An 11,815-nucleotide genomic window follows, 5' to 3' on the forward strand; every position below is an offset into this window, starting at 1 on the left:
CGGCCGGCGCACGACCACGAGGGGACACTCGCTATGCCCGCAATAGCTCTCGTCGCCGCCGGGACACGTCTCGGCCTGTCGCTCGGCCGGGTCTTCGGCAGCCACGGTTTCGACGTCGCCCTGATCGCCCGCTCCGCGGAACGACTCGGCGGACTCACCGGGAAACTGGCCGCCGAGGACGTCAACGCGGCAGCGTTTCCCGCCGACGTCGCGGACCGCCCCGGACTGGTCGCCGCCCTCGACAGCGCCGCGGCGAGGTTCGGCGGAATCGACGTCCTGCAGTATTCCGCGCCGTACGTGCGGGTCGGCGACAGCTGGATGACCGGGGTGCTGGACGTGACCGTCGAGACCCTGCGACCTCAGATCGAAGGCTCCTGCTACGGCGGGATCGCCGCGACCCGCGCGGTGCTCCCGGCGATGATGGCGGCCGGCACCGGCACGGTCCTGTTCACCACGGGAGCGAGCGCGGTCGTGCCGACACCGTGGGCTGGCGCTGTAGGCGCGGCAGGTGCCGCATTGCACAACTGGGCCCTCAATCTCAACGGCGCGCTGGCGGACAAAGGCGTTTACGTCGGCCATGTCGCGCTCGGCGCGTGGATCGCGGGAACGCCGGGCGCTCCCGCGGACGCATCGCTGATGGAGCCGGACGAGATCGCTCGCATCCATTGGGACCTGCACACCGCCCGCGGCCCGGCTGAACGCCTCGTCACCTCCTGACCGGACCACCGCCTACGCGCTTGACAGCGGAATCCTGTCCCTTGCGGGCTGCGAACGACTGCACGGCACAGAATCGCCGTTCCGCCAAGGCCCGGGGCGCCCACCGGATCCCGCGTGGTGCGTCGGGCCGGTTTGGGGAAGGTGCCGAACGCGTTCAGCGGCGGGTGGCGACCGCGTAGAGGTGGGCGGGGCGGCCCGCGCTTCCGTACTCCAGTTCGAGGGTGATGAATCCGCGGCGGTGCAACTCGCTCAGATGGCGTTGCGCGGTGGGACGGCTGATGCCCAGCGCGGTGGCGAGTGCTTCCGCGCCCAGCGGTTGCTCGGCCCGGCGGAGCGTGTCGAGCACTTTGCGCATGGTCGGGGGGAGCGGGTCGGTGCGCGGGGCGCTGCCGGAGCCGCGGAGGATGGAGTACAAACTGTCCACTGTGGCCTGATCGACCTCGCGGCTTCCCGCGGCGCGGTCGCACCAGTCCCGATATGCCGTCAGTTGCTCCCGGAGCTGGTCGAAGCCGAACGGCTTGACCAGGTAGTACGCGGCGCCGAGGCGGATCGCGGAGCGGACGGTGTCGAGGTCCCGGGACGCGGTGATCACGATGCATCCGGGCGGGGCATCGGCCGAGCGGACGTCGCGCAGCAGGGACAGGCCGTTTTCGTCGGGCAGGTAGATGTCGAGCAGGAGCAGGTCCGGCCGCAGTTCGGCGATGCGGGCGCGGGCTTCTTCCGCGGTGTGGGCCTGACCGGCGGCGGTGAAGCCGGGCACGCGGTCGATGCTGGCGGCGTGGATCGCGGCGACGCGGTAGTCGTCGTCGATGACGAGGGTCTTGATCGTCATGCGGACTCCACGGGTTCGAGCACGGCGGCACCGGCGGGGGAGTTCGGGAGCAGGACCTCGAAGCGGGCCCCGTCGGACCCCCGCACGGAGATCGATCCGCCGGACCGCCGCACCAGCCGGTACACGAGGGCGAGGCCGAGGCCGCGGCGCATGCCCGGGCGCGGGGACTTCGTGCTGTATCCGTCCACGAAGATCTCTTGCAGCACGTCCGCCGGGATGCCGGGTCCGGTGTCCGAGACGACGACGCGGACGTCCGGGCCGCGAGTGCCGACCAGGACGTGCACCGTGCGTTCGCCCCGCTGTCCGGCCACGGCCTCGACGGCGTTGTCGATGAGGTTGCCGAGAACCGTCACGAGCGTGCCGGGATCGACGGTGCTGAGGTCGAGCCGGGAATGGGCGTCGACCTCGAGGCGCACGTCGCGCTCGGCGGCGATCGCGACCTTCGCGGACAGCAGCGCGGCGAGTTCGGGCGGGGAGAACCGGGCGCGCAGATCGGTGGCCTGCGCGGCGGGGCCGTGCGCGACCTCGGCGAGGTAGCGGCCGGCTTCCTCGACCTCGCCGAGGCCCAGCAGCCCGGAGAGCACGTGCAGCCGGTTGGCGAACTCGTGTTCCTGCGCGCGCAGCGCGGTGGTCAGCCCGGTGACTGCGTGGAGTTCGCGCACCAGGCCCTCCATTTCCGTGCGGTCACGCAAGGTGATCACCGATCCGGCGTCCTGTCCGGAAAGGACGACGGGCATTTTGTTGACCACCAGCAGGAATTCGTCGGTGAGGACGACCTCGTCGTCGGCGGCGGGCGCGGTGAGCAGGTCGCGGAGCCGTCCGGGCGGGACGAGTTCGCGCAGCTCGCGGCCGCGGGCGGACGTGGGGATCGCGAGCAGGCGGCGGGCTTCGTCGTTGATCACCTCGACGCGGCCGTGCCGGTCGAGGCCGACCATCCCCTCGCGGATGCCGTGCAGCATCGCTTCCCGTTCCTGCAGGAGCGACGCGATCTCGGAGACCTCCAGTCCGAAGGTCGCGCGCTTGATCCGGTGGGCGAGCAGCCAGGAGGCCGCCACGCCGAGCGCCAGCGCCAGTCCGGAGTAGAGGATCACCCACGGGATGTCGCTCACCAGCTCGCTCGTGACCTGCTCTTCGAGAATGCCGACGGACACCTGCCCGGCGATCCCGCCGTCCGGGCCGGGCACGGGCGCCCGGCCGTTGGCGGAGCGGCCGAGGCTCCCGTTGTCGATGCCCAGGTGGCCCTGGCCGTCGAGGGCGGCCACCGGTTCCTCGATCCGCTTGCCGATCAGCGCGGGGTTGGGGTGGGAGTAGCGCAGCCCGGAGCGGTCGGTGACGACGACGTAGGACGCGCCGGAGGCCCGGCGGACCTGCTCGGCGGCCGCTTGGATGACGTGGTCGGGATCGTGCCGCGCGAGCGCGTCCCGGACCGCCGGGTTCTGGGCGACGGTGTTCGCGATGCCCAGCGCGCGCTGGCCGTATTGCGTGTCCAGGGTCTGGCCGGCGAGCTTCACGTAGAGCAGAGCGCCGGCGGCGACGGTGACGAACAGGATGCCGAGCACCGCGACCAGGATCTGCGAAGCGAGGGGACGTGACCGCCACATGACCGCTCCGCTCTGCCACTCGTCATAGGGGCGTTCGCATGAGAACACGAGACGGCGCGGATGCCAAGAATCCGTGGCCGGTACGCCCGGATCGTCCGGTCCCCGCTGAACTTTATGAGCAGAAACCGAGAAAAGCGCACTGATCGCTGGTATCGCACGCAACATTTCGCGGCCGCCCGGCGCTTCTTAGCCTCCCTCGAACGGAATCAGGCTCCAGACGAGAGAGGACGCCAGCGTGCACGCACCCAGACCAGGACCGGCGGGCGGTGACAGCTCAGCCGCCATCGCCTTGCGGGAAGTGACGAAGCAGTTCGCCACCGAAGGACCGCAGCCCTACACCGCTCTTCGCGACCTGGACATCGAGGTGGCTCCCGGCGAGTTCTGCGCGGTGGTCGGCCCCACCGGCTGCGGCAAATCGACGACCTTGACGCTCGTCGCGGGACTGGAGCAGCCGTCGGCGGGTTCGGTCCGGGTGCACGGCGAGGAGGTCTCCGGGATCACGCCCGGGGTGGGGTTCATGTTCCAGACGGACGCGATCCTGCCGTGGAAAACCGTGCTGGACAACGTTTCCGCGGGCCCGAGGTTCCGCGGCGTGGCCAAGCGGACGGTGCTTTCCGAGGCGCGGGACTGGATCCGCCGCGTGGGACTGGCCGGGTTCGAAGACCGGTACCCGCACCAGCTTTCCGGCGGCATGCGCAAGCGGGTCGCGCTCGCGCAGAACCTCATCAACGAACCGCGGATCCTGCTCATGGACGAGCCGTTCGGCGCGCTGGACGTGCAAACCCGGGCGAAGATGTCCGACGAATTGCTGTCGCTGTGGGAACTTACCCGCCCCGCCGTGGTGTTCGTGACGCACGACCTGGAGGAAGCGATCGCGCTCGCGGACACGGTGATCGTGCTGACCGCTGGGCCGGCGGCCACGGTCAAGGCGCGGTTCGCGATCGATCTGCCGCGGCCCCGGGTCGTGCAGGAAGTCCGGTTCGACCGCCAGTTCGTCGACTTGTACCAGCAGATCTGGGAGGCGTTGCGCACCGAGGTCGACCGGGCGTACGCGCAGACCACCCGGCTCAGCGAGGAGGCAGGGGCATGACGGCCGAAGCGGACGTGCCAGTGAAGTCCGAACCGGGCACGGAAGCGGCGGCGGCCCGCCGTTCGCGGCGCCGCGCGCGCACCGTCCTGGTCCACTCGACCCAGGCGGCCGTGCTCGTGGTCGTCCTGGGCGGCTGGCAGCTGCTCGTGCAAGGCGACCAGCACGCGATCGTGCTGTACGGGCTGCCCTCGGGCATCTACGAGCGGCTGCGGTCCTGGATCACCGAGGGCACCGCGATCGGCTCGCTGGGCAGCCAGATCTGGACCACGATCGAGGAGGCGCTGATCGGGTTCGCGATCGGCACCGTGCTCGGCATCGTCTGCGGGATCGCGCTCGGCCGGATCAGGTTCCTGTCCGACGTCTTCGGGCCGTTCATCAAGGTGCTCAACGCGATCCCGCGGATCGTGCTCGGCTCGGTGTTCGTCCTGGCGTTCGGCCTCGGCCTCGAATCGAAGATCCTGCTGGTGATCGTGCTGGTGTTCTTCGGCGTGTTCTTCAACGCCTTCCAAGGCACGCGCGAGGTCGACCGCACCTTCATCGCCAACGCCAGCATCCTCGGCGCCTCCCGCTGGCAGGTGACCCGCCAGGTCGTGCTGCCGTCGGCGTTCACCTGGATCATCGCCAGCCTGCACGTCAGCTTCGGGTTCGCGCTGATCGGCGCGATCGTCGGCGAATTCCTCGGCGGCTACGCCGGTCTCGGCGTGCTGATCAAGAACGCGCAGGGCACCTTCGACGCGAGCGGCGTCTGGGCGGCGATGGTGATCATGGGCATCGTCGCGCTCCTCGCCGAATGGCTGATCACCCGCCTCGAACGCCGGCTGCTGCGCTGGCGGCCCGCGCAACTGTCCGGTCCGGACCTGTGAACCCCCGTTTTTCCGCACGAACAAAGGAGATCCCCGTGTCCGCGAAGAAATTGGCGGCCGTTCTCGCGGCGGCGCTGCTCGCCGTGGCCGGCTGTGCCTCGACGGCGAGCCAGAACGCCGGCACCAGCTCGACCGGAGGAACCGGCACGCCGGTGAGCATCATGGTCGGCGGGCTGAACAAGCAGATCTATCTGCCGTTCATGCTCGCCCAGCGGCTCGGCTACTACCAGAAACAGGGCCTGAACGTGACCCTGCAGGACGAGGGAGCCGGAGTCGACGCGACGACCAACATGATCGCGGGCAAGGTCGACGGCGTCGGCGGGTTCTACGACCACACCATCGCCATGCAAGGGCTCGGCCAGTCGCTGGAGTCCGTCGTCTCGATGCTCACCACCCCCGGCGAGGTCGAGCTGTGCCGCCCGGAGGTGCGGGGGCAGATCCATTCGCCGGCCGACTGGGCCGGGCGCAACCTCGGCGTGACCGACCTCGGGTCTTCGACCGACTTCCTGACGCAGTACCTCGCCCAGAAGAACGGCGTCGATCCCGCGAAGATCCACCGGGTCGGCGTCCAGTCCGGGGCCACGCTGATCGGCGCCCTGCAGCACGGCAACGTCGACTGCGCGATGACGACGGAGCCGACCGTCTCGACCGCGCTGGCCCAGGGCGCCGCGTTCATCCTGCTCGACATGCGCTCGGCGGCGGGCACGAAACAGCAGCTGGGCGGCGAGTATCCGGCGACTTCGCTGTACATGACCACGAAGTACGTGGACAGCCACCCGGACGTGGTGCAGAAACTGGTCAACGCGTACGTCGAGGCGCTCAAGTGGATCCAGGAGCACAACGGCGCTCAGCTGGCTGAAGTGATGCCTGCCGACTACTACGCCGGTCCCGGCAAAGACGCGTACGCGAAAGCCTTCGACAACGAGAAGGGAATCTACAACCCGACGGGGATCATGCCGCCGGACGGCCCCAAGACGAACCTGGCCGTGCTGCAGGCGTTCAACCCGGACGTGAAGGGCAAGCAGATCGACCTCGCGAAGACCTACACCGACAGGTTCGTCAAGGCCGCGCACTGATGCCGGACCTGTTGTGCCCGGGCGCCACGGTGCCCGGGCACAACAGGCGGTATGCGGGCTCGCGCCGGTACCGTGACTCGCAGCCTGCGCAGGAGGAGCCATGAGTCTCGAGTCCGCGATCGATCCGTCCGTGCCGCCGAGCGGGACGGGATGCCTGGAATGTGATGCCGCCGGCGGATGGTGGATTCACCTGCGGCGATGTGCTCGCTGCGGGCACATCGGCTGTTGTGACGATTCGCCGTCGAAGCACGCCACCAAGCACGCGAAGGAGACCGGCCATCCGGTGATCCGCAGCTTCGAGCCGGGCGAGAGCTGGTTTTGGAACTTTGACACGGAAGAACTGCGGGAATCGGGACCCGAACTCGCGCCGCCGGTGAGCCGTCCGGCCGACCAGCCGGTTCCGGGCCCGGCCGGGCGAGTCCCGCGGGATTGGGCGGAGCAGCTGGGCAACGGCTGACCACCGTCCGGTGCCCTCGGATCACTCCGGTGTCCCGGATTCCACTGCGGCGGCGCGGAGGGCGGCCGCGACGCGGGCGACGGGTTCCGGCACCGCGTGCGGGAGTCGAGCAAGCGAAACGCGACGCTGTTCCGCCGGTCCGCCTCGGACCGGCAGCACGCGCACTCCGGGCGGCACCGCGGCGGCGAATGCGGCGGACACGGTAGTGATGCCGCATCCGGCCGCGACGAGCTGCAGTTTGGCCAGCCAGTCGCGTGCGGTGTGGGCGATCTCGGGCCGTTCGTCGAGTCCCGGCCACACTCCCATCACCAGCTCCTGGCCCGAACCGGCGATCCAGCGCTGCCCGTGCAGGTCGGCGACGTCGACGAATTCGCCGCGCGCGAGCGGATGGCCGACGGGCAGCGCGATCCGCAGGCTGCGTTCGGTGAGCGTTTGCACGACCAGCGCGGGGCATTCGGTGTCCGGCGGACGGAACGGCGGCGCGGAGGCGATCAGCGCCAGGTCGAGCGTGCCCGCGCGGACCGAACGCACCAGAGCCGGCGTGCTGCCCTCGCGGCTGAGCACGGTGATGCCCGGGTGCGTGCGGCCCAGCGCGGCCAACGCCCGGGGAACCAAGACGGCGCCTGCGCTGGCGAACCAGCCGAGCCGGACGGTGGCGCGGTCGTCGGGCAACCCGGCCAGTTCCCGGGCGGCAGCGTCGACCTGGTCGACCGCGGCGGCCGCGCGGCGCACGACAAGCTGTCCGGCAGGAGTCAGCCGGACGCCGTCGTGGTGGCGTTCCAGCAGCCGCGTGCCCGCGGCGCGTTCCAGCGACGCGATCTGCCGGGAGACGGCGGACTGGGTGTAGCCGAGCGCGGCGGCCGCGGCGGTGAGGGTGCCGCGCTCGGCCACCTCGCGAAAGACTCGCAGCGCGGTGAGCGAGGCATCGGTGAAGGCCATGAGGTTTACGCATACCACGGTTGAGACAATTTCGCTGGTGGCATGCCCGCGCTCGGGCCTAACGTGGCGGCGTGGGCTTGCTGGCCACACCAGCCGTCGCGATCTACACCGACCTGCAGCGCACGCCGGCGGCGAGAGCAGCGGTGCCACCCCGCCCTCGACCCGGACGGCGCCGAACGCCTCTGGGCCCTCTCCGAAACCTGCTGACCGAAATCGGAGCACCCGCATGACCACTTCGTCCAGAGTCGCCCTTGTCACCGGTGCCACTCAGGGCCTCGGCCTGGCCTTGGCGGAAGGGCTCGCCCACCGGATGTCGCCCGAGGACACCGTCTACCTGACCGGCCGCGACCTCGACCGCGTCACCCAGGCCGTCGAAGCCCTTCCCGGCGGCGGAGCCCAGGTCTGCGGCGCCCTCCTCGACGTAGCCGACCCCCAGGCGGCCGGGCGGCTCGCCGCACAGCTGGCGGAACGCCACGGCGGGGTCGACGTCGTCTTCGGCAACGCCGTCATGAGGATCGGCCCCGACGACGATCCGCGCGCGATCATCGACGAGTACGCCGAGGTGAACAACTTCGGCACCACCCGCGTGCTGCGCGCCTTCGCGCCGCTGCTGCGCGACAACGGGCGGTTGATCGTCGTGGCCAGCACGCTGGGCACACTGCACTATCTCGCCCCGGTACTGCACGACCGCTTCGCCGATCTGTCCTCTTTGGACGAAGTGGACGAACAAGTCGCCGCGTGGCGCGACGCGATCAAGGACGGCAGCGCACGTGCGGGCGCCTGGCCCGGTTTCGTGAACATCCCGTCCAAAATCGCTCAAGTCGCCGCGGTGCGCGCCATGGCCGGAGAACGCCGCGAAGACGACCGGGAACGCGGCATCCTGCTCGCCGCGGTCTGCCCGGGCATGATCAACACTCCCACCTCGGGTCTGTGGTGGGACGTCAACACCGCGCCCAGCCCGGCCGAGGCCGCGGTCGCGCTCCTGGACCTGGCCCTCGAACCGGTCGTGCCCGAACACTACGGCCAGCTCGTCCGCCACGGGAAAGTCCTGCCCTGGACAGTGCGGGACTAGCGAAGGTCCCCGCTGGGGAGCGTGCGGATGGCCCGGCCCGTCGACCGGGCCGGAGCGGCCGTGATGTGCGCCGCACCGGGCATGCCGAGGAAGGGTTCGTCGACGTGCCCGGACCGTGCGGTACTCCGGGCGGGTCGGCTACCGCCGCGGCGCCGCTTTCCGTCGGGGTTGCGGAACTCGTGCGGCCCGCGGATCCGGTTCGCGGCCCGACTTCGCGCGTCCGTGCCTGTGCGAGCGGGCCCCGGTATGCCTAGGAGAGCGGCAGCGGACCGTCCCGCTCACAGGACCGAGGTCATCCCGCCGTCCACGTAGACGATTTGGCCGTTGACGAAGTCCGAGGCGGGGGAGCAGAGGAACAGCAGCGTCCCGACGAGGTCTTCGACCTTGCCCCACCGTCCGGCCGGGGTGCGGGTGCGGATCCAGTCACTGAACTGCTCGTCGGCGACCAGCGCGGCGTTGAGTTCGGTGTCGAAGTAGCCCGGTGCGAGGCCGTTGACCTGGATTCCGGAAGGGCCCAGGTCGGCGCACATGCCCTTGGTGAGCATTTTGAGCCCGCCCTTGGTCGCGGTGTAGGGCGTGATGCCGGGGCGAGCGAGTGCGCTTTGCACCGAGCAGATGTTCACGATTTTCCCGCGTCCGCGTTCGGCCATCCGGCGGGCGGTTTCCCGGCCGACCAGGAACGCGCTGCTGAGGTTGGTTTCCAGGAGCCGGTTCCAGTCCTCGGTGCGGAATTCGGTGAAGGGCGCGCGGTGCTGCATGCCTGCGTTGTTGACGAGGATGTCGAGCGGTCCAGCCCGGTCTTCGATCCGGGCGATGCCGGCGGCGACGGCGTCGTGATCGGTGACGTCGAACGCTTCGGCGAGCACCGTGGCACCGGTCTGCTCGGCGGTCGCGCGGCGGGCTGTGTCCATTGTGGCCGGATCGCGTCCATTGAGGACGACGACGCAGCCGGCTTCGGCCAGACCGTGGGCGAGTGCATTCCCGATGCCCCGGCTGGAACCGGTGACCAGCGCTACTTTGCCGCGGATGTCGAAGACGGGGTGGCTCATCGCGGCACCGCCGGAGTGCCGGGCAGCGGGGTGTGCGCGGGTTCGCCGGCGAGCACGGCGAGGAGGTTGTCGACGGCCAGGTCCACCATCGCGGCGCGGGTGGCTTCCGTCGCGGACCCGACGTGCGGCAGCGCCACGAGGCGACTCTCGGCGACGAGGTCGGCGACGTCGGCACCGCGGGGTTCGCGTTCGAAGACGTCCAGTCCGGCGGAGTGGATAGTCCCGTCGCGGAGGGCGGCCAGGAGCGCTTTCTCGTCGACGACGCCGCCGCGCGAGGTGTTGACCAGCGTCGCGGTCTGCTTCATCGCGCGCAGCTCCGCTTCGCCGATCAGGTGGCGAGTCGCGTCAGTGAGCGGCACGTGCAGGGAGATGATGTCCGCTTCGGAAAGCAGCGTGGCGAAGTCGACCGGCTGGGCCAGGCCGTCTTCGGGCGCGGAGTACGGGTCGTGGCAGAGCACGCGCACACCGAACCCGGCTGCGCGGCGGGCGACCGCGCGTCCGATCTGGCCGTAGCCGATGAGTCCGAGCGTCGCTCCGTGGACGTCCAAGCCCAGGTTGCCGTCCATGTGGAACGCGGTCCACTCGCCGGCGTGCAACTGGTCGCGGGCGGCGCCGAGCCGGCGGCGTGCGAAGAGGATCAAGGACCACGCCAGGTCCGCCGTGGTCTCCGCGAGCACGCCCGGCGTGTGCGTGACGACGATCCCGCGTTCGGCGGCCGCGGCCTGGTCGACCGCGTCGAATCCCATGCTGGCGAGGCTGACGACCCGCAGCTGCGGGCCGGCCGCGTCGAGCAGGGCCGCGTCCACCCGGTCGTTGCCGAGGCACAAGATGCCGGACGCTCCTGCGGCGAGTGCTTCGAGGTCCGCCGCGGCCGGTTTCGCCGAGTCCGGGCCTCGTACCAGCTCCGCCCGCGAGGCCAGCCGCTCCAGGCCGGTGCCCGGAAGCCGCCCGCGCGTACTCAGCACGCGATGTCCCATGCTCTGCTCCTTGTGCCGCCGAAACTTTCTCGCCCGGAACGCTATCCAGAGCGCGGAAGCGGCGACAAATAGCGAATCCGTGTGACGCGATCGGAATTCCGGATGGCTCATTCCCCGAACGCGTTGACGAGCTCGTGGAACACGCCGTGCACCGCGAGCGCGGCCTCGGACAACGGTTCGTGCTCCGAGGTGCACAGCGACAGTTTCACTTCGATCGCCGGGCTGACGATCCGGTGCACGGCCAGCTGCTCGAGATCGAGGATCGCGCGCGCCGCCGACCAGGGCAGCACGGTGGCTCCGAGACCCGCCCGGACGGCGCTGACCAGCGTCAGCACCGATTCGATTTCTCCGGTGACAGCTGGGGAAAGCTCGGCGCGGGCGAACGCGGCGTCGACGACCCGGCGGATGGTGTGGATCCGGCTGGGCAGCAGGAGCGGCACGTCGGCGAGCGCGGCCACCGGCACCTCGTCGCCGTCCGGAAGGGCGCCGGGCAGCCCGGCGCCCGCGATCAGGTACAGCTCTTCGGTGCGCATCGGTTCGAATCGGACGCCGCGCAGGGGGCCCGCGTCGTAGATGAACGCCATGTCCATGCGGCCGGTCATGATCGCCTCGCTGATCACGCCGCCGAAGTTCTCGTTGATGTGCAGCACGATGTTCGGATACCGCTCGCGCACCGCCTGCAGCAGCGGCAGGGCGAGGGCGGCACCGGTGCTGTAGGGCGCGATCCCGACGGACACCGCGCCGGCCGGTGCCTGTCCGGAGACGGCGACGGCTGCCTGGGCCTGTTCGATCTGGCGCAGGATCAGCTGGGCGTGCCGGTAGAGCGCGCGCCCGGCTTCGGTGGGGGCCACGCCGCGTTTGCTGCGAACCAGCAGCTGATGGCCGAAATCGCGTTCCAGCTGGGAGACGTGCTGGCTCAGCGCCGGCTGGGCGATGCGCAGGATGTCGGCGGCGCGGGTGATGCTGCCCGCGTCGACGATCTTGACGAACGAGTGGAGGCGCCTGGTGTCCATCTCGCCTCCTCCGGTCCGCCGCGGGCCTCGATCTTAAGCGGCGGACGCGGGTCCGCGCCGGTCGCGCAGCCATAAGAAAACGCGATCGCACCAGGTCGAAACGGTATTTGTCGCCTCTCCGGGGGCGGC

General features: G+C 70.4%; 12 protein-coding genes. 6 read left to right on the forward strand and 6 right to left on the reverse strand.

What is annotated here, in order from left to right; translation table 11 throughout:
- The first annotated feature begins 33 nt into the window (after positions 1 to 33).
- A complete protein-coding gene (locus tag ATK30_RS36280) occupies positions 34 to 717 on the forward strand; it encodes an SDR family NAD(P)-dependent oxidoreductase (RefSeq protein ID WP_101439273.1) in 684 nt (227 codons plus the stop codon).
- A 154-nt stretch (positions 718 to 871) separates the two neighbouring features.
- Here the strand turns inward: ATK30_RS36280 and ATK30_RS36285 are convergent, their stop codons facing one another.
- Positions 872 to 1,549: a response regulator gene (locus tag ATK30_RS36285; RefSeq protein ID WP_101439274.1), complete on the reverse strand. Its 678-nt coding sequence runs from the start codon at positions 1,547 to 1,549 to the stop codon at positions 872 to 874.
- A complete protein-coding gene (locus tag ATK30_RS36290; RefSeq protein ID WP_101439275.1) occupies positions 1,546 to 3,150 on the reverse strand; it encodes an ATP-binding protein in 1,605 nt (534 codons plus the stop codon). Before ATK30_RS36290 ends, ATK30_RS36285 begins: the two co-directional genes overlap by 4 nt.
- A gap of 235 nt (positions 3,151 to 3,385) precedes the next feature.
- On the opposite strand from ATK30_RS36290, the gene ATK30_RS36295 reads away from it, so the two are divergent.
- The 4 genes from ATK30_RS36295 to ATK30_RS36310 all read left to right on the forward strand — a co-directional run bounded on the left by ATK30_RS36295 (position 3,386) and on the right by ATK30_RS36310 (position 6,636).
- Positions 3,386 to 4,240 carry an ABC transporter ATP-binding protein gene (locus ATK30_RS36295; protein ID WP_101439276.1) on the forward strand — a complete coding sequence of 285 codons (855 nt, stop codon included), beginning with the start codon at positions 3,386 to 3,388 and terminating at the stop codon, positions 4,238 to 4,240.
- The gene (locus ATK30_RS36300; RefSeq protein ID WP_101439277.1) at positions 4,237 to 5,103 is read left to right on the forward strand and encodes an ABC transporter permease; all 867 of its coding nucleotides are present in this window, start codon (positions 4,237 to 4,239) and stop codon (positions 5,101 to 5,103) included. Before ATK30_RS36295 ends, ATK30_RS36300 begins: the two co-directional genes overlap by 4 nt.
- A 35-nt stretch (positions 5,104 to 5,138) precedes the next feature.
- Entirely contained in the window at positions 5,139 to 6,179 is a 1,041-nt protein-coding gene (locus tag ATK30_RS36305) for an ABC transporter substrate-binding protein (RefSeq protein ID WP_101439278.1), read from the forward strand.
- 100 nt (positions 6,180 to 6,279) lie between these two features.
- Positions 6,280 to 6,636, forward strand: coding sequence for a UBP-type zinc finger domain-containing protein (locus ATK30_RS36310; RefSeq protein ID WP_101439279.1), 357 nt, complete (start codon positions 6,280 to 6,282; stop codon positions 6,634 to 6,636).
- Positions 6,637 to 6,657: 21 nt separating this feature from the next.
- Here the strand turns inward: ATK30_RS36310 and ATK30_RS36315 are convergent, their stop codons facing one another.
- Positions 6,658 to 7,575 carry a LysR family transcriptional regulator gene (locus ATK30_RS36315; protein ID WP_101439280.1) on the reverse strand — a complete coding sequence of 306 codons (918 nt, stop codon included), beginning with the start codon at positions 7,573 to 7,575 and terminating at the stop codon, positions 6,658 to 6,660.
- 226 nt (positions 7,576 to 7,801) lie between these two features.
- Between ATK30_RS36315 and ATK30_RS36320 the strand changes: the two genes are divergently transcribed.
- Positions 7,802 to 8,647 (forward strand): SDR family NAD(P)-dependent oxidoreductase, encoded by an 846-nt coding sequence (locus ATK30_RS36320; RefSeq protein WP_101439281.1) that lies wholly within the window; start codon positions 7,802 to 7,804, stop codon positions 8,645 to 8,647.
- Positions 8,648 to 8,925: 278 nt separating this feature from the next.
- On the opposite strand, the gene ATK30_RS36325 is transcribed toward ATK30_RS36320, so the two are convergent.
- The 3 genes from ATK30_RS36325 to nac all read right to left on the reverse strand — a co-directional run bounded on the left by ATK30_RS36325 (position 8,926) and on the right by nac (position 11,686).
- Complete coding sequence (locus tag ATK30_RS36325) at positions 8,926 to 9,696, reverse strand: SDR family oxidoreductase (RefSeq protein WP_101439282.1); 771 nt, start codon at positions 9,694 to 9,696, stop codon at positions 8,926 to 8,928.
- Positions 9,693 to 10,673 carry a 2-hydroxyacid dehydrogenase gene (locus ATK30_RS36330; protein ID WP_101439283.1) on the reverse strand — a complete coding sequence of 327 codons (981 nt, stop codon included), beginning with the start codon at positions 10,671 to 10,673 and terminating at the stop codon, positions 9,693 to 9,695. The genes ATK30_RS36325 and ATK30_RS36330 overlap by 4 nt, the downstream gene beginning before the upstream one ends.
- Before the next feature lie 107 nt (positions 10,674 to 10,780).
- The gene (gene nac / locus ATK30_RS36335; RefSeq protein WP_101439284.1) at positions 10,781 to 11,686 is read right to left on the reverse strand and encodes a nitrogen assimilation transcriptional regulator NAC; all 906 of its coding nucleotides are present in this window, start codon (positions 11,684 to 11,686) and stop codon (positions 10,781 to 10,783) included.
- Positions 11,687 to 11,815: the final 129 nt, after the last annotated feature.

The sequence above is a fragment of the Amycolatopsis echigonensis genome, assembly GCF_002846615.1.
In the GTDB taxonomy this organism is placed as follows: Bacteria; Actinomycetota; Actinomycetes; order Mycobacteriales; family Pseudonocardiaceae; genus Amycolatopsis; species Amycolatopsis echigonensis.

Coding starts and splice junctions, on each gene's coding strand:
- ATK30_RS36280 (WP_101439273.1), top strand. CDS start 34: ATGCCCGCAATAGCTCTCGTCGCCGCCGGGACACGTCTCGGCCTGTCG.
- ATK30_RS36285 (WP_101439274.1), bottom strand. CDS start 1,549: ATGACGATCAAGACCCTCGTCATCGACGACGACTACCGCGTCGCCGCG.
- ATK30_RS36290 (WP_101439275.1), bottom strand. CDS start 3,150: ATGTGGCGGTCACGTCCCCTCGCTTCGCAGATCCTGGTCGCGGTGCTC.
- ATK30_RS36300 (WP_101439277.1), top strand. CDS start 4,237: ATGACGGCCGAAGCGGACGTGCCAGTGAAGTCCGAACCGGGCACGGAA.
- ATK30_RS36310 (WP_101439279.1), top strand. CDS start 6,280: ATGAGTCTCGAGTCCGCGATCGATCCGTCCGTGCCGCCGAGCGGGACG.
- ATK30_RS36315 (WP_101439280.1), bottom strand. CDS start 7,575: ATGGCCTTCACCGATGCCTCGCTCACCGCGCTGCGAGTCTTTCGCGAG.
- ATK30_RS36320 (WP_101439281.1), top strand. CDS start 7,802: ATGACCACTTCGTCCAGAGTCGCCCTTGTCACCGGTGCCACTCAGGGC.
- ATK30_RS36325 (WP_101439282.1), bottom strand. CDS start 9,696: ATGAGCCACCCCGTCTTCGACATCCGCGGCAAAGTAGCGCTGGTCACC.
- ATK30_RS36330 (WP_101439283.1), bottom strand. CDS start 10,673: ATGGGACATCGCGTGCTGAGTACGCGCGGGCGGCTTCCGGGCACCGGC.
- nac (WP_101439284.1), bottom strand. CDS start 11,686: ATGGACACCAGGCGCCTCCACTCGTTCGTCAAGATCGTCGACGCGGGC.